This window comes from Arthrobacter sp. NyZ413, from assembly GCF_049390645.1.
GTDB lineage: Bacteria > Actinomycetota > Actinomycetes > Actinomycetales > Micrococcaceae > Arthrobacter.
On the sequence record NZ_CP155434.1, the window covers coordinates 2,497,650 to 2,517,805 of the forward strand.

Consider the following 20,156-nt stretch of genomic DNA (forward strand, 5'->3'; position numbering starts at 1 on the left):
CCAATATTCACCGCTGGCGCCCGCGCCAAACAACTACGGCGACAATTCCCGCGGGGGGGATTGTCGCCGTCGTCGTTGCCGCTCATTGCGGTGAGGCTAGCCCGCCTGCTCGGCGGAGGCACCGAGGACCGAACGGTATACGTCGAGCGTGGTCTCCGTTATCGACTCCCAGGAGAAATGCTGCTCGGCCCGGATCCGGCCAGCGGCACCCATTGCCTTCGCTCGCTCCGGATCCGAGACAACCTCATTGAGGGCCGCGGCAAAATCGGCAACGAACTTCTCCGGATTCAACGGAGTTCCAGTGCCATCGGTGACTTGCTCCAGTTCCACGAGGAGGCCGGTTTCACCGTGCTGCACCACCTCCGGAATACCTCCGGTCGCACTGGCGACTACGGCCGCGCCACACGCCATGGCCTCAAGGTTGACGATTCCGAGAGGTTCGTAAATGGAAGGGCAAGCAAAGGCCGTCGCATGGCTGAGGACCTGAATGAGCTCGTGGCGGGGAAGCATGCGCTCGATCAGCAGCACACCTTCGCGCTTGTCTTGCAGATCTTCGATAAGGCGCGCGGTTTCCGCGGCGAGCTCCGGCGTGTCGGCCGCGCCCAGGCACAGCACCAACTGAACGTCCGCCGGGAGGCTTGCGGCAGCCCTCAGGAGGTATGGAACACCCTTCTGGCGGGTATTGCGACCGACGAAGACCACGCTCGGCTTAGCGGGGTCGATGCCGAGGGCGCGTACCGCGTCCTCCCCTTCGTCCCGTTGCCACATGTCGACGTCGATCCCGTTGTGGACCACGCGGACCTTGGCGGGATCGACGTCGGGGTAGCTGCGCAGGATGTCCTGGCGCATGCCGTCCGAGACCGCGATGATCGCGGCCGCCGCCTCATATGCGGTCTTCTCCACCCAGGACGACAAGGCGTAACCGCCGCCGAGCTGCTCTGCTTTCCAGGGGCGGAGGGGTTCCAGGCTATGGGCACTGAGCACATGGGGGATGCCATGCAGCAGGGATGCCAAGTGTCCGGCCATGTTGGCATACCACGTGTGGGAGTGGACCAGGTCCGCTCCGGCGACGTCCGGAACAATTCGCAAATCCACGCCGAGCGTCTGGACTGCGGCATTGGCCGAGCCCAGATCTTCCGGGGTGGAATACGACGTCACGGTTGCCCCGTGGTAGCCCGCATCGCGGGGCGCGCCGAAGGCTCGCACCTGCAGGTCCACATGCTTTGCCAAGACGCGGCTGAGCTCGGCAACATGCACTCCGGCTCCGCCATAGATTTCGGGTGGAAATTCTTTAGTCACAATGTCTACGCGCACGCTACCTAACGTAGTCCTTCCGGAGTATGTGTTCTAGTGTGAAAGAGTCCGGCAACCCCGGGCTTTTTCGGGGGGCTACAAAGACGTACAGGGAGAGCAAGCACCATGGCGTTGAAGAAAGTATTGTCAATTGTGTTGGCTGGCGGCGAAGGAAACCGCCTCATGCCATTGACGGCAGACAGGGCAAAACCTGCCGTGCCGTTCGCGGGGGGGTATCGATTGATCGATTTCGCTCTCTCGAATCTGGTCAATTCCGGGTATCTCCAACTCGTTGTGCTGACGCAGTACAAGTCGCACAGCCTTGACCGCCATATTTCCGAGACGTGGCGCATGTCCACGCAGCTTGGAAATTACGTGGCATCCGTTCCCGCGCAGCAGCGTGTCGGGAAGAGCTGGTTCCTCGGCAGCGCCAACGCCATCTACCAGTCCCTGAACCTGATCCACGACGCCAATCCGGACATCGTCGTCGTCGTCGGGGCAGACCACGTGTACCGCATGGACTTCCAGCAGATGGTCCAGCAGCACATCGCGAGCGGCGCCAAGGCAACCGTCGCCGCTGTCCGCCAGCCGCTGAATATGGCCAACCAATTCGGCGTGATCGAGGTCGACAAGAACGATGCCCAGAAGATCTCGGCCTTCGTCGAAAAGCCGGCCGAGACCGAAGGCCTCGCTGCCGATCCCACCCAGTTCCTCGCCTCGATGGGCAACTATGTCTTCGACGCCGACGCCCTGGTGGAAGCACTTCGCATTGACGCGGAGCGACTGGACACCAAGCACGACATGGGCGGGGACATCATCCCCTACTTCGTCGGCAAGGGTGAAGCCGGCGTATACGACTTCACCCTCAACGACATTCCCGGCTCGACGGAACGCGATCGCACCTACTGGCGCGACGTAGGTACCATCGACTCGTTCTACGACGCCCACATGGACTTGATCTCGCCGGTGCCCGTGTTCAACCTGTACAACTCGGAATGGCCGATCTACACCCGCCAGAGCATCGCTCCGCCGGCCAAGTTCGTCCGCGGCGAAAACAACACGATCGGAACCGCTCTGGATTCGATCGTGGCCAGCGGCGCCGTGATTTCGGGAGCCATCGTGGAAGGGTCCGTCCTTTCCAACGATGTCTACGCCGAATCGGGCAGCCGGATCCAGGACTCGGTACTCATGGACAAGGTCCGGGTCGGGGAAGGTGCCGTTGTAAAGCGTGCCATCATCGACAAGAACGTCAAGATCCCGGCCGGAGCAACCATCGGACTGGATGCCGAGTTCGACCGCTCCCGTGGCTTCAAGGTCACGGAGTCCGGCATCACGGTGCTCGCCAAGGGCCAAGTGGTACCTGAACCGGATGAGTCTGAACTCGCCATGGCCGCCGAATACCGCCGCTCCCTGCCGGACGCCATCAGGACCGCGACGGAAGGATTCGCCGGCCTCCGGGAAGCCGCCGAACACGTCACCCGGAGCCAGGCCTCGTCCGTGGAGGTCTGACCCCGGCGAACAACCCGCTACGCAAACTCCCCCGAGCCTCCCCGGCGGCCAAGGTCACGAGCCTTGGCCGCCGGGGAGGCTTTGCCGTTTCCACACTGTAAAATCGACCCAATGAGCACCGCCGATTTGACGCCTGAAGAGATCCAGGCCTGCCTCAAAGTCCTGAACACCATCCACGCCTATGACGAGGAGCACCCCGACTACCTCGCCGTGCGGCGCGCCACGGGAAAGATGTTCAAGGCAGTCAAGCGGCATCGCCGGGTCACCAAGAGGGATGCAATCGCCGAAGCCGACCGCGCGGTACTCGCTTTGACCGCGACGGCGGCTCCGGACAGGATCGACGACGAGACCCGCGGCAACAAGCTCGAGTCCTCGGCGACGGGCGAAATTGCGGGCCATCTCCTCCGCTCAAGGCCCTGCTACATCTGCAAGCAGCATTACACACAGGTGGATGCGTTCTACCATCAGTTGTGCCCGGAGTGCGCGGCATTCAGCCACAGCAAGCGCGATGCCCGCACCGACCTCAGCGGACGCCGCGCCCTCCTCACGGGCGGCCGTGCCAAGATCGGCATGTATATCGCCCTCCGCTTGCTGCGCGACGGCGCACACACCACTATTACCACCCGTTTCCCGAAGGACGCGGCCAGGCGCTTCGCAGCGATGGATGACAGCGCGGATTGGCTCCATCGGCTCAGGATCGTGGGCATCGACCTCCGTGATCCCGCCCAGGTCATCGCACTGACGGATTCCCTCAACCAAGCGGGTCCCCTGGACATCATCATCAACAACGCCGCGCAGACCGTGCGGCGCTCCGGCAACGCGTACAAACCGCTCGTCGACGCCGAAGACGAGCCCTTGCCGCAAGCTCTCCTCGCAGGCAATGGCGGACCGGAGCTTGTCACGTTCGGCCACGCGCACGACAAACATCCCTTGGCCATAGCCCACAGCGTCACCGAACACCCCGTGCTGGCCGGAGACGCCATCACTTCCCTTGCCTTGTCCACCGGTTCGGCATCGCTTGAGCGAATTGCTTCCGGCACCGCGATCGACGCTGGCGGCCTTGTTCCGGACCTCGCGACGATCAACAGCTGGACCCAGGTAGTGGACGAAGTCGATCCGCTTGAGATGCTCGAGGTCCAGCTCTGCAACGTCACGGCCCCGTTCCTCCTGGTCAGCCGGCTCCGCGGCGCCATGAAGCGTTCCACGGCACGCCGCAAGTACATTGTGAACGTCTCGGCCATGGAAGGGCAGTTCTCCCGCGTGTACAAGGGACCGGGGCATCCGCATACCAACATGGCGAAAGCGGCGCTGAACATGATGACGCGGACCAGCGCGCAGGAAATGCTGGACACGGACGGCATCCTCATGACCGCCGTCGACACCGGATGGATCACCGACGAACGTCCGCACTACACCAAAGTCCGGCTCATGGAGGAAGGCTTCCACGCGCCCCTCGACCTCGTGGACGGCGCTGCACGGGTCTACGATCCGATCGTCATGGGTGAACAGGGCGAAGACCAGTACGGCGTGTTCCTGAAGGACTACAAGCCCTCCCCCTGGTAGGAATTCTCCGAGGGGTCAGGTGAGGCGGGTGATCTCCACCGAGACGGTCAGGCCCGAGCCGCCGCCCCCGGACAGGATGCCCTTCAGAGGAGGAACGTCCCGGTAGTCGCGGCCGCGGGCGACAGTCACGTGCAGGTCGCCGGCCGGTTTGTGGTTTGTCGGGTCCCAGCTGCGCCATTCACCGTCCCACCATTCCAACCACGCGTGCGATTGTCCGGCGACAGTCTCGCCGATCTCTGCCGAGGGCCGCGGGTGGATGTAGCCCGACACATAGCGGGCCGGAATCCCGCGGCTCCGAAGGGATCCAATGGCCAAATGGGCCAGGTCCTGGCAAACGCCCTGGCGCTGGTTCCAGGCCTGCTCGGCATTGGTGGTAACTCCCGTGGTGCCCTTCACGTAGCTCATTTCGCCACGCATCCATTCAAAAACGGCCATCGCGGTCTCGTGCGGGTTCTTGCCCTCCACGACGCCTGGAAGGATGCCGAGGACCTCGTCTCCGGGGCCGCTGAGCTGGGATTGCGGGATCCAGTCGCTGAAGCGGTCGCGCACTTCATCCGACGCCAGTACATCCCACCCGACGATTTCCTCGTCAAGGGCCACCCTTTCCACGCGATGGACCTCGACGGTGGTGGTGGCCACGACTTCGAGGCGCTCGTGGGGAACCTGCATGTCGAAAGCCGTCACGCGGGTGCCCCAATAGTCGCGGTAAGTGCTGACTGCAGCCTGCGAAGGCGTGATCTTCAAGGAGGACTCCAGGACGACCTGTTGCGGGTCGGTCAGCGGAGTCATTCGTGCCTCGTTGTAGGACAAAGTCACCCGGCGGTTGTACTTGTACGCCGTTTTGTGGATGATGCTCAGCCGGGTCATGAAACTTCTCCCACCCAGGCCAGTTCATCCGCCTGATTGAAGTACTTACGGGTAATTGCGTCGGAAGCCTGGGCCACGGCTTTCTGGACCCGGTCCATGTGTTCCGGCAGCTCGGACATGAGGTCGTCCGTGCGGTGGAACTCAAGGAATGTCCGGGCCTGGCCAACAATCCTGCGGGCATCGTTGATGAAGCCCACGCGCTGGGCCGTGGGGTCGAGCTTGGAGAGGCACTCGTCGGCGTCGCGGAGGGCGAACACGATGGAGCGTGGGAACAGCCGGTCAAGGAGCAGGAACTCCGCCGCGTGCTGGTCGCCGAACGCGGCCCTGCGGGTGCGCAGGAACGATTCGTAGGCGCCCGCGCAGCGCAGCATGTTCACCCAGGACATGCCCGCGGACAAGACATCGCGCGTGGAGAGCATTCGCGCAGTCATGTCTGCCCGTTCGAGGGAACGGCCCAGGACAAGGAACAGCCAGCTTTCGTCGTGGCTGACTGTGGTGTCGGCAAGACCCCTCACCATCGCAGTCCGCTCCAACACCCAGTTGCAGAAGCGGTAGGTACCCACAACGTCCTTACGGTGCTGGTTCAGCCCGTAGTACGTGGTGTTGAGGCTCTCCCACAATGAGGACGACACCGTCTCGCGGGCCCGGCGGGCGTTCTCGCGCGCCGCTCCCAGCGAACCCGCAATCGAGGTTGCGCTGGTTTTGTCATAGGCGAGGGCGTTCAGAAGTTCCGGCAGGCCAAAGTCCTCGCTCTGCGGGCGGGCGCCCATGACGGCGAGGAGTTCCCTTGCCACACTGCGCTGTTCTTCGAGCGGCAAATGGTTCAGGCGTTCCAGGTGGACGTCCAGGATCCTGGCGGTACCATCGGCACGCTCCACGTAGCGGCCGATCCAGAAAAGAGATTCAGCAATACGGCTCAGCATGCGGCTGTGCCTCCTTAGGGTCCTGCGTTGTGGCGATCAAGGTATCCAGTCCGGTCACTGTCGCGTGACGGGTCACTGTTGCTGGTCCGATTGGCGGTCGCGCCAATTGCTTTCGACAGGCCAAACCGAGATTTGTTCGCGCACCGTGATGGTGGATCGCGGCAATTCGGCCGACGGGATTTGCGGCGAATCCGACAAGACCCAGGTATCCTTCGAGCCGCCGCCCTGGGACGAGTTCACAATAAGCGAGCCCTCCTTCAGGGCCACGCGCGTCAGGCCGCCCGGAAGCACCCAGACGTCCTCGCCGTCGTTGACCGCGAACGGGCGCAGGTCCACGTGGCGCGGTCCGAAACGGTCGCCGGAAAGCGTCGGCACCGTGGACAATTGCAGCACCGGCTGCGCAATCCAGCCACGAGGATCGGCCAAGACGCGCTTCCGCAAGGCATCCAGTTCCTCCCGCGAAGCATCGGGACCGATCACCAGGCCTTTGCCGCCCGACCCGTCCACCGGCTTCACCACTAGTTCCTCGAGCCGGTCCAGGACCTGCTCACGGGCCTCGTCCTCCTCCAGGCGGAACGTGTCCACGTTTGCGATCACGGGCTCTTCGTGGAGGTAGTAGCGGATCAGATCCGGAACGTAGGAATAGACGAGCTTGTCGTCGGCGACGCCGTTGCCCACGGCATTCGCGATGGTGACGCCACCGGCCCGCGCTGCATTCACGAGTCCCGGGCATCCCAGCATGGAATCCGAACGGAACTGCAGCGGATCCAGGAACTCGTCGTCGATCCGCTTGTAGATCACGTCCACGCGCTGCTCGCCGGCAGTGGTCCGCATGTACACGCGGTTGCCACGGCAGATGAGGTCGCGGCCCTCGACGAGCTCCACGCCCATCAGTCCTGCCAAGAGGGTGTGTTCGAAGTAGGCGCTGTTGAACACGCCCGGAGTCAACACGACGACGGTCGGGTCGTCGACTCCCGACGGCGCCGTCTTCCGAAGTGCCGACAGGAGCCTCCGCGGGTACTCCTCTACCGGTCGCACGTGCTGCTGCCCGAACGCCTCGGGCAAGCCCTTGGCCATCGCCCGCCGGTTTTCCAACACGTACGACACGCCCGAAGGAACACGGACGTTGTCTTCCAGCACCCTGAACGTCCCCGCGGCATCGCGGACGACGTCGATACCCGAAACATGGACCCGTACGCCGCCCGCCGGCTCGAAGCCATGCACTGCCCGGTGGAAGTGTGCGCTGGTGGTTACGAGGGCACGCGGCACGACGCCGTCGGCGACAACGGCCATCCGGCCGTAGACGTCATCAAGGAACGCCTCCAATGCCCGGACCCGCTGCGCAACGCCCCGCTCCAGGACATCCCATTCGTCAGCAGGAATGACCCGGGGCACGATGTCCAGCGGGAACGGCCGCTCCTCCCCGGCATAGTCGAAGGTGACACCCCGGTCCAGGAAGGTCCGCGCCATCGACTCGGCACGAGCACTCACGTCCGCAAGTGACAACTCGCGGAGCGCTCCTTCCACCTGGCCGTACGGCTTCCTGGCAATGGTGCCCGGCGCGAACATCTCGTCGTAGGCGCCGGAACGGACGGCGGCCTCGGAGTAATCCCGGAATAGCTCTGACATGGGATTCAGACAATCACCTTTTCGATTACGGACGCATTTCGCGTCCTGCGTGTTGCACCAACGCTGGGTCTGTCAGCTGCAAATATACCGGGCCACGGGGCGACGCGGCTGGAGGCTGCCGACGTCAACCTTACGCTCCGGGCCCTACCTTGCCCGTGATTAGATTGCTGAGTGTCAAATCACAACTTGTCGCGCACCGAGGCCGCCACCCGTTCAGCCCTTGTCACCACCCACAGCTACGACGTCTCACTGGACGTCCGCCAGGCAACAGACACCGGAGTGTCTGGATACACAAGCCAGAGCGTCATCACGTTCTCCGCGGAACCTGGCTCCTCCACCTTCCTCGACTTCATCCACGACGGCGTGCACAGCGTCTTCCTCAATGGAAAGGGCCTGGTCGTCTCCGAAGTCGTGGACGGCAGCAGGATCAACCTCCACAACCTCCTGGCCGAAAACCAGGTCACGGTGACGGGAACAGCCCTCTACAGCCGATCCGGCGAAGGGATGCATCGTTTTGTCGACCCGGCCGACGGACTGTGCTACCTCTACACCCAATACGAGCCAGCGGATGCCCGCCGCGTGTTCGCGAATTTCGAACAGCCGGATCTGAAGGCCGAGTTCACGTTCCACGTCATGGCCCCCTCGGGTTGGCAGGTGGCCTCGAACGGAGCCGAGGTTTCGCGGGCCCCGCTGTCAACCGACCCGGACACGAGCCGATGGGACTTCGCGCCCACCAAGCGGATTTCCACCTACATCACCACCGTCCTCGCAGGCCCCTATTTCCGTGCGACGGACCACTGGACCAAAACGTTCGACGACGGAACGACCCTTGAGGTCCCCCTGGCCCTCTACTGCCGCTCATCCATGCGGGAGTCCTTCGATGCAGACGCGCTTTTCCAACTGACGAAGAACGGCCTGGACTTCTTCAACGAGCTCTTCGACTACCCCTACCCTTGGGGAAAGTACGATCAAGCCTTCGTTCCCGAGTACAACCTCGGCGCCATGGAAAATCCCGGCCTGGTGACCTTCACCGAGAAGTACGTCTTCACCTCGCGTGCCACCGACGCCCAGTACCAAGCCCGGGCCAACACCCTTATGCACGAGATGGCACACATGTGGTTCGGCGACCTCGTCACCATGGCGTGGTGGAATGATCTGTGGCTCAAGGAATCCTTCGCCGACTACATGGGAACGCTCGGAGTCGACAAAGCCACGCACTGGGACAGCGCCTGGGTCAACTTCGCTAACAAGCGCAAATCCTGGGCCTATGTGCAAGACCAATTGCCCACCACCCACCCCATCGTCGCCGACATCCCGGACCTCGAAGCGGCCAAGCAGAACTTCGACGGCATCACCTACGCAAAGGGCGCGTCCGTCCTTAAGCAATTGGTGGCCTACGTGGGATTCGAGGCGTTCATTGAGGGGTCGCGCCGTTACTTCCGGGATCACGAGTATGGCAACACATCGCTGGGCGATCTCCTTGGGGCACTCAGTGCCGCATCTGGCCGCGACCTCGCGACGTGGGCCCGCCAATGGCTGCAAACGTCGGGAATTTCGACCATCGCTGCCGACATCAGCGGAGACGGCGTACTCATGGAGTCGGTGGCCCTCCGCCAGGATTCGCTCGACCCGATCACCGGCAAGACCGAGCACCGACCCCACAGGCTGCGGATCGGCCTGTACAACCCGGACGATCAAGGTCGGCTGCTCCGCACCGAAGGCATCGAAGTGGACGTCGAAGGCCCTGAAACAACAGTCGAGGCGCTCGCAGGCAAGGAACGCCCTGCCCTGCTGCTCGTCAACGATGACGACCTCAGCTACGCAAAAGTCCGCCTCGACGCCGTATCCGAGGCGACTGTGCGCTCAGCCCTGGACCGTATCAGCGATCCCATGGCCCGTGCTTTGTGCTGGACAGCCCTTTGGGATTCGGCGCGGGATGCGGTGACCCCGGCGGCGCTGTACGTTGCCGCCGTCGAACGCTTCGCCCCGGCCGAATCGGGAATCGGCGTGCTCCTGAACGTCCTCGGGAACGCCGTGACCGCCGTCGAACGCTACGTCCCGGTACCGCAGCGCGGGGCCGTCCGCGCCAGCCTGTTGGACACAGCCGCCCGGCAACTGCGTGCGTGCGAACCGGGTTCTGACCAGCAGCTCGCATGGGCCAGGACCCTGGCGGAGTTGTCGCGGAGCGACGACGCCTATGCGGAGCTCCTCCGGGGCATCCTCTCCGGAAGGGTCACCGTGGAGGGCTTGGCCGTGGACGCGGACCTTCGCTGGAGTTTGTGGCAGGCCCTTGCCGCCAACGGGGCAGCCGACCTGGCAGAACTGGACGCGGAACTCGCCAAGGACCGTACAGCGGCCGGCAGCGTAGGCCATGCCCTTGCTGCCGCCGCACGTCCGGATGCCGCGGTCAAGACTGCGGCATGGGATGCCGCGCTCAACGACGCGAGCCTCTCGAACGACATCCTTGGTGCGACGATTGCCGGGTTCTCCCTTGCGCCGTCGGGACTATTGGAAGGCTTCACCGAACCTTATTTCGATTCCTTGGAGAACGTGTGGCGCTCCCGGAGCATCGAAATAGCTGCCCGGATTGTCCGCGGCCTGTATCCCTCGGGGCAGGACCTTCCCGAAGGTATGGCCCCCGCGGACCAGCCGGTGCTGCGGCGGACGGACGAATGGCTTGCGACCCATGCCGGCGCTCCAGCCGCGCTGCGCCGGATCATCATCGAGCAGCGGAGCCACCTGTACCGTGCCCTGGCAGCGCAAGCAATCCAGGGAACCGAGTAGCTGCACTTTGCTTAGCTGCACTTGCCCTGCTGCACTGGGATTATTGCACTGGGATTGTTGTAGTGGGCAAGTGCTCAGGGCACCCGGTGCAGCCATTCCCCAGTACCGAACTTTGACTGGACCCGCTCCCGGGCGATCGCCAGTTCGACGTCGGTGACGCGTGACTCTTTGGCGCCGTAACGCTCCATGAAGACTTCCTGCATCGCCTTGATGATCTCTGCCCGCGCCAGGCCCGTCTGCCTCCGAAGCGGGTCCACGCGCTTCTTTGCGCTGCGGGTGCCCTTGTCGGAGAGTTTCTCCTTGCCGATCCTCAAAACGTCCACCATCTTGTCGGCGTCGATGTCGTAGCTCATGGTGACATGGTGCAACATCCCGCCGTTCGCGAGGCGTTTCTGGGCGGCTCCGCCGATCTTGCCTTGATCCGTCGCGATGTCGTTGAGCGGGACATAGAAGGCCGAGATGCCCAGCTTTTCCAGGGCTGCCATGACCCAAGCGTCAAGGAATGCATAGGAATCGGCGAAACTGATGCCGTCCACAAGGCTCTGCGGGAGGTAGAGCGAATAGGTGATGCAATTGCCTGCCTCCATGAACATCGCTCCCCCGCCGCTGATGCGGCGGACCACTGTGATGCCGTGGCGCGTGACGCCGTCGGGATCCACCTCATTGCGGTACGACTGGAAGCTGCCGATTACCACGGACGGCTCTTCCCAGTCCCAAAAGCGCAACGTCGGATTGCGGAGGCCGGAGCCGACCTGTTCCGTGAGGACTTCGTCCAGTGCGACGTTGAGGTGCGTGGGAAGGACCGACGGCGGGATGACTTCCCAGTCGTGGTCCGCCCAGCCGCTGGCCTTGGAAAGGGCCCGCCGGACCGTAACCGCGACAGCGTCGGCGGAGAAGCCGAACAGGACCGCGCCGCCCGGCAACCCGTCGGTGACAGCAGCGGAAATCTCGCCCGGCGTCGAACTTTCCGGCAGGCCGGTGAGCGCCTGGTTGATGGAGAGCAGCGCTTCATCCGGTTCCAGGAAGAAGTCGCCGCTCAAGGAAACGTTCTCGAACCGCCCATCCACGACGTCGAGGTCAACCACCACCAGCTTTCCGCCCGGGACCTTGTACTCGCCGTGAAGGGAACCGTTCTGTTGCAGGGAAACCGCGCTGGATGTCATGGTCTCCATCCTGCCCGAAAACACGAAAACCCGCCCCCGCCATGGTGGCGGGTACGGGTTTTCGTGAAAGCTTGGAGGTGAAGTTGGTTACTTCTTGCCGCCGAAGCCCTTGAAGCGGGCGTTGAAGCGCTCGACGCGGCCTGCGGAGTCCATGATGCGCTGCTTGCCCGTGTAGAACGGGTGCGACTCGGAGGAGATTTCGACGTCGATGACCGGGTAGGTGTTGCCGTCTTCCCACTCGATGGTCTTGGAAGAGGACACGGTGGACTTGGTCAGGAACTTGACGCCGGAAGCGAGGTCGTTGAATACAACAGCTTCGTACTTCGGGTGGATATCAGACTTCATAATGGGACCTTTGTTCGCGCAGCTGGATTTTGCCAGTTGCCAGGTATGAATGGATTCGGTCCGTGTGCCTGTTTGCCCTTCCATGCGACATGCCGCTCGGAAACGTTATTCGGGTCCCGGACCAACAGTCAATCATAGCGGAAACGATGCTCCGCAACGAATTGGCTGCTCCGCATCCTCTGCCGTGCGCGAACACGGTGGCTGGTCAGAGAGTTTCAGTCAGGGTTTTCCGCCCGCGCCAGCAAGGCTGCACGCGCGCCCGGTCCGGCGGGTGCACGGGTCACGTCGACGGCAGTGAATTCGACGTCGAATTCTCCTACCGGCCAGCTGATCACACTGTGTACGAACGAAGAATCATCACTTACCGTCAGCTCGTCCCGGAGTATTTCGTAGGCGGTGCGGGATCCGCTGCCGAATCCGGGTTCAATGATCGTCAGGCGCGCGCCGCTGTACTGGAGGACGAGCCATTCGTAGCCCACCTTGTTGTCGCCTATAAGGAAACGGAGTTCCACCACATCGGGCTGGAGCTGGCGGAGAGTGTCGATCACTGCGTCCTGGATATTGAGGTCCAGGACTAGTTCGGCACCGGAGTGTAGACGGGAGCGCACGGCGTGCCGAGCCTCGCTCCACTGCAGCCATCGTTCGTCTTGTTCCTCCCAGGAAAGATCTCCCGCGAGTGCTTCCCGAGTCAACCACCGCATCGGCATCTCGCAAGTATACGTTCGGGCAGGCGGCAGAGTAGGAAATATCTTCTCCAACGTCAGGGGCTGGTAGGGCGGCCTGGAGCGCGGGCATGGACACAAGTGAAGCGGAGCAGCGGCTTAGCTTTTGACAGCGTCAGATCGGCCCTGGACTGAGCGGCGGGTGCGTGTCCGGAGTTTGTGGACGAGCAATGCGATGAAGACCACCGCGCAGAGGGCTGCCCCGATCGCGAATGTCGCGCTGATTCCGGCGCCAGTGGGGTGAAGATCCAGCGCCATGTTGGCTGCGAGAACCGCGCCCGCGACGGCGGTACCGAACGAGCTTCCCACGGTACGGAGGACCTGATTGAAACTCACCGAACTGCCGAGTTCCTCGGTGGCGACGCTTCGGGCAATCAACGCCGGCATCGCGGCATAGCTGGCACCCATCCCCAGGCCGAACACCAACATCCCGGTCAGGATCTCCCACAGTCCTGTGTGGGCGAAGTACAGGAGCAGCCCCGCCACTGTCATCATGCCGGCCCCGGCTGGTAGGAGGCCCGTCAGGCTGATCCGGTGCGAGAGGCGGCGGACGAGTCGATTGGCTCCAAAGCTTCCTACCGATAGCGGGAACATCACGAAGCCTGCCCAGAAGACGGGCAGCGCGATGCCGTAGCCGGTATCGGCAGGCGCCTGGGCGACGAGGCTGGAAATCGAAAGGCCGATGTACATCGCAGCGCCCAGTCCGACTGCCGTGCAGTTGGCCAGCAGCACTTCCCCGTTGCGCAGTACCCGAAGGTTGATGAGGGGATGCTCGGTCTTCAGCTCGGCCCCGATCCAGGATGCCAGGACGGCGGCCGCGAAAATCATGGTCCCGATAGTCCACGGTGAACCCCACCCCCAGTTCGGCCCTTCGCTGATACCCAGGAGGAAAGCGCCCAGGCCAAGACCAAGCAAACCCGCGCCGGTGAAGTCGAAGGGGACGCGGGGGGCGTGTTCGTCAGGGCCCGCGGGCACGGCACGGAGGACGACAACGATGGCGGTGACCACGAACAAAGCGGCGAACCAGAATGCGAACCGGAAATCGAAGAGTCCCGCGATGATTCCGGTCAGGGGGTAGCCGATTCCGATGCCGGTGGAAACGGTCACCGACAGGCTGGAGATCGAGAACTGCACCTTGTCCGCGGCGACGTAGCGGCGGGCGAGGGCGATGGCCACCGGAACGATCCCATAGCTCAGGCCCTGGAGGGCTCGTCCGATCAGGAAAACCGTGAAGTTCGGTGCCGCAGCGGCGACCACCGATCCGGCGAGGATGATCGACAATGACCACAACAGGAGCCGCTTCTTGTGCGGTCCGTCACTAAGCCGACCCATGGCCGGCGTCGCGATTGCGCCGACCAGAAGGTTGATGGTGAGCATCCACTGTGCCGTGCTGACCGGAACATCCATCTCGCGGGAAATAGTCGGCACCAACAACATGCCCAGCGAGCTTACGATCGCCGTGGACAGCGCCGCGTACACAAGAGCCGGGATCAATCGCGAGGGTGCCGTGGGCTCAGTCAACGGGTGCGTCCGATCCGAGCTTGCGAAGAACCGGGATCGCATTTTCGAGCGTCCTCCGCTCCTCGGGTGTGAGCCGTTCCATGATGGCCTGATCAAGCCACCCATGACCGGCCGCGGATTCCTGGACCAGCTTCTGGCGACCCGCGTCAGTGAGCTCGATCCAGACCCTTCGCCGATCCTCCGCGTCGGGCACACGCGCCACGAGCTCCAAACGTTCTAGTTCACGCGCGGCGAGCGAAATGGCCTGAGGACTCACGCGCACCACCGCAGCCAATTCCGTAGTCGATGTGCGCCCGTGCTCTGCCACATGCCGTAACACGCCCAGCTTGCCTGAGGACAGCGTTCGCTCTGCAGTCAGCCTCCTCAAGAGCGGAAGCAAGGTATCAAAGAGAGAACGGGCCATCGCACGGGCCCCTGATATTTCGCCGGTCACCCACCAACTATACAAGCAACTTGATCAAGCAACTTGCGTACTTTCGGCACTCCCACGCGGGAATCCAATCGCCGATCTAGTCACGCGCCATCACCGCGTCGCATAAAACGCCACAGCCGATGACGCGGCGACATTGAGCGAATCCACGCCGTTCATCATCGGAATCGTCACGCGTGCGTCGAGCAATTGATCGGTCTCCGGCTTCAGCCCATCGCCTTCGGTACCGAAAACCAGCACCAGGTTCCGGTGATCCTGGGCCACCAACTCATCGAGAGTGATGGCTCCCTCGCCCAAAGACATGCCGGCCACAAAGTAACCCGCCTCTTTCAGCTGTTCGATTCCAGCCGGCCAGGCATCGATCCGCGTCCAAGGCACCTGGAAAACCGTGCCCATGCTGACCCTGATCGAACGGCGGTACAACGGATCAGCACATTGCGGCGTCACCAGCACGGCGTCCACGCCAATCGCTGCTGCTGACCGAAACACAGCTCCTATGTTCGTATGGTCGGTCAAATCCTCCAACACCGCGATCCTGGACCGATGCGGAGCAGTCTCCATGAGCGAAGGATCGCTACGCCCGCGGTGCGCACCGGCCAGGAGTTCCCCGAGGGGCACGGGCGCCGGGCGATGCATGGCCGCCATGGCACCGCGATGAAGATGGAACCCCGTTATTTTCTCAAGCAACTCGGCCGTGCCGATGTAGGCAGGGACGTCGGGGAAGTCCCGGAAGACGTCGTCGAGATCGTCCAGCCATTTTTCGGCGAGGAAGAAGGAGCGAGGCTGGTGTCCGGCAGCGAGGGCCCGCCGCAGTACCCGGGACGATTCAGCAATGTACATGCCTTCGGCGGGTTCACGCAGTTTGCGGAGGTGCACGTCCGTCAATTGGGTGTAATCGGAGACGCGGGGGTCATCCGCGGTTTCAAGGTAGTGGAAGGTCACGGGTTTCCTATTTCAGCAGGTTGGCGATCATGAAGCCCAGAGCCACGACGCCAAGGGCGAAGATCACGATCCGCAGTGCGAGGGGTTTGAGTCGCCGGCCCACTTTGGAACCGACGAAACCGCCGATCATCGAGCTGACGGCGATGACGGCCACGACAGGCCACTCAATGCGGCCGAACGCGAACAAGATGTACGAACACGCCGCCACGACGTTGACAGCCAGGACGAGGATATTCTTCATGGCGTTGGCGTTCTGGATGGTGCCGGTCATGAAGACACCCAGGATGCCCACGAGCAGGATGCCTTGGGCCGCAACGAAGTAGCCGCCGTAGATACCGGCCAGGTAGACCAGCACCACCAGGGTTGCTGCATGCCGTTTGTCGTGAATGGCATGTTCCGGGTTTCCGGCGCGGTTCTGCACCCAGAGCTGCAGCCTGGGCTGGAAGAGCACCATGAGGAGCGCCACGACTATCAGCACCGGAGCGACGTAGTAGAACACCTTCTCCGGAAGGTGAAGCAGAAGCCAGGCACCGGTAATGCCGCCCAGGATGGAAGCAGGCAAGAGCCGCAGGAGCTGCCTTCCCCGGCCCCTCAACTCATGCCGGTAGCCCCAGGCCCCGGTCATATTGCCCGCCACGAGTCCCATTGCGTTGCTGATGGTGGCAGTGACCGGTGCGTAGCCCAGCGCAATGAGGACGGGAAAGGTCACGAGCGTGCCGGAGCCCACCACGCTGTTGATGGTTCCGGCCCATAAGCCCGCGAAAAAGACCAGTAAGCCGCTGAGGATCTCCACTGCTGGCAGTTCCGCTTGGCGCAGCCGCGCCTAGCGGCGCGCGGTAGCGGTGTAGCGGCCTGAGTTCTCCGTCACGTCCAACGGGAGGCCGAAAGTGCTGCTCAAGTGCTCCGCGGTGAGGACCTCTTCGATCGGACCGGCAGCAACCACTACGCCTTCGCGAAGCAACATGGCGTGGGTAAAGCCCGGCGGCACTTCCTCGAGGTGGTGCGTCACGAGCACCATGACGGGAGCGTCTTCGTCGCGGGCGAGCTCGCCGAGTTTGTGGACCAGTTCCTCGCGCCCACCGAGATCAAGCCCGGCAGCCGGTTCGTCCAGCAGGAGAAGTTCGGGATCGGACATGAGGGCGCGGGCGATCTGCACCCGCTTCCGCTCGCCTTCCGAAAGGGATGCGAAGGTCCGGTTGAGGAGGGGGCCCATCCCCCAGTCATTGAGAAGACCGAAGGCGCGGCGCTCGTCGTCGCGCTCATAGCCCTCGCGCCACCGGCCGGTCACCCCGTACGCCGCGGTGACCACGACGTTGAGGACGTTCTCGTGTTCCGGAATGTGTGTGGCCAGCGCCGCGGAGGACAGGCCGATGCGCGGACGGAGCTCAAAGACGTCAACGCGGCCGAGCGTCTCGTCAAGGATCCCGGCACGGCCGCTGCTCGGATGCATCCGGGCAGCGGCGATCTGCAGCAGAGTGGTTTTGCCTGCGCCGTTGGGACCAAGGACAACCCAGCGTTCGCCCTCATTGACTTCCCAGTCAATTTTGTCCAACAGGGTCTTAGTGCCTCGGACAACGCTGACGGAAGCCAATTCAAGAACATCACTCATAGGAGTAGACACTAGGACAAAAACCGGAGCGATGGATAACCGGAACTTCGGTCACACTAGTCGGGTCCACAACGCGGCGAAACAGGAGTTCTGGAGGGCGTTCCGCGCTGGCTAAGATTGCAGCCATGAGTTCGAACTTGGCCGCTGTCAGCTACGGCGTGAATATGTCCCCCTCGGAGCTTGAACACCTGCGCACCACGCTCGAAGAATCAGGTGCTTCGATCACGTCGGAGTCACAGTCAGGGGATGGCCGGTTCGGTGTGCACACCATGGGCCTCGCGGTGGATTGGACTACCGCCGCCGACCTGTCGGGCATCCGCCACCGGGTTGCCGAGGCTTCCACCCCCGGGATGGATACCGCCATCGTGCCCGAGGCCCTGCGCACCGCCTCCCGCAAGTTCCTCATCATGGATGTCGATTCCACGCTGATCCAGCAGGAAGTCATCGAACTGCTCGCAGCCCACGCCGGAAAGCGCGACGAGGTAGCCGCGGTGACGGAGGCCGCCATGCGGGGAGAACTGGACTTCGCCCAGAGCCTCCACGCCCGGGTGGCGGTGCTGGCCGGACTGCCGGCCGCCGTCGTCGACGCCGTTCGCGCCGAAGTCCGCTTGAGCGAAGGTGCGGCTGATCTCGTCGCGGCCTTCAAATCCGGCGGCCACGCAGTTGCTGTAGTGTCCGGCGGCTTCAACCAGATCCTGCGGCCCATCGCGGAAGAACTCGGGCTGGACTACTGGATCGCGAATGAACTTGAAATCGTTGACGGCGTCCTGACCGGCAAGGTCCTGGGCGACGTGATCGATCGCGCGGCCAAGGAGAAGTACCTCCGCGAATGGGCGGCAGCGGAAGGGATCGACCTCGAGCACACCATCGCCGTGGGCGACGGCGCCAACGACCTCGACATGCTGGGGGCCGCCGGAATCGGTGTCGCTTTCAACGCCAAGCCCGCTGTCCGCGCCGTCGCGGACACCGCCGTCAATATGCCGTACCTCGATGCGGTCCGGCATATTGCAGGCGTTTAGGCGGCGTAGCGAACATCACAAAAGCAAATGCCCTGGACTGAATAATTCAGTCCAGGGCATTTCACACCGCTTTTGATGGCTAAAGGCTAAGCGCCCTTGCCGAAGTAGTCCGCGCCGCCGACGTACTCGGTGTGGCCGCTTTCCACGTCCGCCGTGACCATCTTGGCCACTTCGGCCGCGAATTCTTCGACGGAATACAGCTTGCCCGCCTCGGCCCTGCGGGCTTCAATGGCGCCCGGGTTGGAACGGTCAAGAAGCGTCGCCGTGACGGTGCCCTCAATCATGTCGCCGGAAACCACCACGAGGGAGATGCCCTTCTCGGCGAGGCTCGGCAGCAGTTCGCGCAGGGCATCTTCACCGGCGCGCTTGCTCCGCGCTACCGGCTCGTATTCCGGCATGGTCGGGACGGTGCCGATGAAGTGAGCCTGGTGGCTGGTGACGAAAACCACACGGGAGCCCTCCCGCATCTGCTCGGTCGCAGCCTTGAGCATGTTGACCTGCGCGTCACGGTTCAGCTTGAGGGCGTAACCCTCTTCCATGCCGGACTCCATGCCGCCGGAAGCGTTCAGCACCAGGACATCGAGGGAACCGAACTCCTGGATGGCCGCGGTGGCAAGCGCCTGCACGCCTTCCTGAGTGGTGAGGTCCGCTCCGACAGCAACCGCGCGGCCGCCGGCGGCCTGGATGTCGCCAACAACCTTGTTCGCCCGGGGCGCCTTTTGGCGGTAGTTGACGACGACGGCGGCACCCTCGCCCGCCAGGATCTTGGCAACTTCCGCGCCGATGCCGCGCGAAGAACCCGTGACGATCGCGGTCTTGTTGTCCAGCAGTCCCATTCGTGCTCCTTCATTCAAAACGTTCAATTTGTTCGATACGTCCAATTACTGTTAGCCCAGTCTCTATGATGCCAGCGGCATTCCTGGTTCCGACTGTAGGCTTCCCACAAAGAACGGGGCATGGCTGGGGTGGCCGCCCACGATTCCCGTGGCGCGGCCTAGTGGCCCATACCCAAGCCGCCGTCCACCGGAATGACCGCTCCGGAGATGTAGGCAGCCTCGTCGCTCGCAATCCAGCGGACTACGTTCGCCACTTCCGAGGCTTCCGCGAAGCGGCCCGCGGGAACGCTTGCCAAGTACGCCTTCTGGGTGTCCTCGGAAAGTTCGGCCGTCATGTCCGTGTTGATGAACCCGGGAGCCACCACGTTGGCCGTAATGCCGCGGCTGCCAAGTTCGCGCGTCAGCGAGCGGGCAATGCCCACCATGCCTGCCTTCGAGGCCGAGTAGTTGATCTGGCCCGGTGCCCCGTAAAGGCCGGAGACCGAAGAAATCAGCACCACGCGTCCCTTGCGGAGGCGGATCATTCCCTTGGAGGCGCGCTTGATGACCCGGAACGCTCCAGTCAGGTTGGTGTCAATGACCGAGGTGAAGTCTTCTTCGCTCATGCGCAGGAGGAGTGTGTCCTTGGTGATTCCGGCATTCGCCACCAGGACTTCGACGGGACCGTGGGCAGCTTCCACTTCCTTGAACGCCGCATCGAGTGAAGCCTCGTCGGTGACGTCGGCCTTGACGCCAAGGATGCCTTCGGGAAGGGGCGTCTCGCTGCGGTACGTCACGGCAACCTTGTCCCCATTGGCGAGGAAGGACTCGGCGATGGCCAGGCCGATGCCGCGGTTTCCACCCGTCACGAGGACGCTCCGGCCGGCTGATACTGCTTCAGGCATGCTTTTCTCCAAGGTTCCGCGGCAGCACGTTGCCGCTTGAAAGTGGGTGATTTCCTCGATCGATCTTAGCTGGCAGGAGGCCCGCGCCCCCTGCAGCGCGCCCCGGCGCGGTTTGGG

The 20,156-nt window shown here is 63.3% G+C and carries 18 protein-coding genes; 4 read left to right on the plus strand and 14 right to left on the minus strand.

Features of this window, described 5'->3' with window-relative positions; all coding sequences use genetic code 11:
* Positions 1-96 precede the first annotated feature (96 nt).
* On the minus strand, positions 97-1,314 hold the full coding sequence (glgA, locus tag ABCW42_RS11725) for a glycogen synthase (RefSeq protein WP_423181416.1): 1,218 nt from the start codon (positions 1,312-1,314) through the stop codon (positions 97-99).
* 105 nt (positions 1,315-1,419) lie between these two features.
* Between glgA and glgC the strand changes: the two genes are divergently transcribed.
* Positions 1,420-2,802: a glucose-1-phosphate adenylyltransferase gene (glgC, locus tag ABCW42_RS11730; RefSeq protein ID WP_423181417.1), complete on the plus strand. Its 1,383-nt coding sequence runs from the start codon at positions 1,420-1,422 to the stop codon at positions 2,800-2,802.
* Between the two features lie 111 nt (positions 2,803-2,913).
* Positions 2,914-4,365: an SDR family NAD(P)-dependent oxidoreductase gene (locus ABCW42_RS11735; RefSeq protein ID WP_423181418.1), complete on the plus strand. Its 1,452-nt coding sequence runs from the start codon at positions 2,914-2,916 to the stop codon at positions 4,363-4,365.
* Between the two features lie 15 nt (positions 4,366-4,380).
* Here the strand turns inward: ABCW42_RS11735 and ABCW42_RS11740 are convergent, their stop codons facing one another.
* The 3 genes from ABCW42_RS11740 to ABCW42_RS11750 form a co-directional block, all read right to left on the minus strand.
* Positions 4,381-5,232 carry a transglutaminase family protein gene (locus ABCW42_RS11740; RefSeq protein ID WP_133205904.1) on the minus strand — a complete coding sequence of 284 codons (852 nt, stop codon included), beginning with the start codon at positions 5,230-5,232 and terminating at the stop codon, positions 4,381-4,383.
* Positions 5,229-6,155, minus strand: a complete 927-nt coding sequence (locus ABCW42_RS11745) for an alpha-E domain-containing protein (protein WP_423181419.1) — start codon at positions 6,153-6,155, stop codon at positions 5,229-5,231. Before ABCW42_RS11745 ends, ABCW42_RS11740 begins: the two co-directional genes overlap by 4 nt.
* 72 nt (positions 6,156-6,227) lie before the next feature.
* Positions 6,228-7,784 (minus strand): circularly permuted type 2 ATP-grasp protein, encoded by a 1,557-nt coding sequence (locus ABCW42_RS11750; RefSeq protein ID WP_423181420.1) that lies wholly within the window; start codon positions 7,782-7,784, stop codon positions 6,228-6,230.
* A 171-nt stretch (positions 7,785-7,955) separates the two neighbouring features.
* On the opposite strand from ABCW42_RS11750, the gene pepN reads away from it, so the two are divergent.
* The gene (gene pepN, locus ABCW42_RS11755) at positions 7,956-10,568 is read left to right on the plus strand and encodes an aminopeptidase N (RefSeq protein WP_423181421.1); all 2,613 of its coding nucleotides are present in this window, start codon (positions 7,956-7,958) and stop codon (positions 10,566-10,568) included.
* A gap of 74 nt (positions 10,569-10,642) precedes the next feature.
* On the opposite strand, the gene ABCW42_RS11760 is transcribed toward pepN, so the two are convergent.
* From ABCW42_RS11760 to ABCW42_RS11795, 8 genes are all read right to left on the minus strand, one after another.
* Entirely contained in the window at positions 10,643-11,740 is a 1,098-nt protein-coding gene (locus tag ABCW42_RS11760; RefSeq protein ID WP_423184874.1) for a lipoate--protein ligase family protein, read from the minus strand.
* 78 nt (positions 11,741-11,818) lie between these two features.
* Positions 11,819-12,076, minus strand: a complete 258-nt coding sequence (locus ABCW42_RS11765) for a type B 50S ribosomal protein L31 (RefSeq protein ID WP_009358283.1) — start codon at positions 12,074-12,076, stop codon at positions 11,819-11,821.
* 215 nt (positions 12,077-12,291) lie between these two features.
* Positions 12,292-12,777 carry a hypothetical protein gene (locus ABCW42_RS11770; protein WP_423181422.1) on the minus strand — a complete coding sequence of 162 codons (486 nt, stop codon included), beginning with the start codon at positions 12,775-12,777 and terminating at the stop codon, positions 12,292-12,294.
* Between the two features lie 120 nt (positions 12,778-12,897).
* A complete protein-coding gene (locus ABCW42_RS11775; RefSeq protein WP_423181423.1) occupies positions 12,898-14,319 on the minus strand; it encodes an MFS transporter in 1,422 nt (473 codons plus the stop codon).
* On the minus strand, positions 14,312-14,752 hold the full coding sequence (locus ABCW42_RS11780; RefSeq protein ID WP_423181424.1) for a MarR family winged helix-turn-helix transcriptional regulator: 441 nt from the start codon (positions 14,750-14,752) through the stop codon (positions 14,312-14,314). The genes ABCW42_RS11775 and ABCW42_RS11780 overlap by 8 nt, the downstream gene beginning before the upstream one ends.
* A 90-nt stretch (positions 14,753-14,842) precedes the next feature.
* On the minus strand, positions 14,843-15,691 hold the full coding sequence (locus tag ABCW42_RS11785) for a TrmH family RNA methyltransferase (protein WP_423181425.1): 849 nt from the start codon (positions 15,689-15,691) through the stop codon (positions 14,843-14,845).
* Between the two features lie 7 nt (positions 15,692-15,698).
* On the minus strand, positions 15,699-16,484 hold the full coding sequence (locus ABCW42_RS11790; protein WP_423181426.1) for a sulfite exporter TauE/SafE family protein: 786 nt from the start codon (positions 16,482-16,484) through the stop codon (positions 15,699-15,701).
* 30 nt (positions 16,485-16,514) lie between these two features.
* Positions 16,515-17,300, minus strand: a complete 786-nt coding sequence (locus ABCW42_RS11795) for an ABC transporter ATP-binding protein (RefSeq protein WP_423181427.1) — start codon at positions 17,298-17,300, stop codon at positions 16,515-16,517.
* Between the two features lie 125 nt (positions 17,301-17,425).
* Here ABCW42_RS11795 and serB point away from each other — a divergent pair, with 125 nt between their 5' ends.
* Complete coding sequence (serB, locus tag ABCW42_RS11800; RefSeq protein WP_423181428.1) at positions 17,426-18,319, plus strand: phosphoserine phosphatase SerB; 894 nt, start codon at positions 17,426-17,428, stop codon at positions 18,317-18,319.
* Positions 18,320-18,405: 86 nt separating this feature from the next.
* Here the strand turns inward: serB and ABCW42_RS11805 are convergent, their stop codons facing one another.
* Both ABCW42_RS11805 and ABCW42_RS11810 read right to left on the minus strand, forming a co-directional pair.
* Complete coding sequence (locus ABCW42_RS11805) at positions 18,406-19,155, minus strand: SDR family oxidoreductase (protein ID WP_423181429.1); 750 nt, start codon at positions 19,153-19,155, stop codon at positions 18,406-18,408.
* Between the two features lie 158 nt (positions 19,156-19,313).
* On the minus strand, positions 19,314-20,039 hold the full coding sequence (locus tag ABCW42_RS11810) for a beta-ketoacyl-ACP reductase (RefSeq protein ID WP_423181430.1): 726 nt from the start codon (positions 20,037-20,039) through the stop codon (positions 19,314-19,316).
* Between the last annotated feature and the right edge of the window lie 117 nt (positions 20,040-20,156).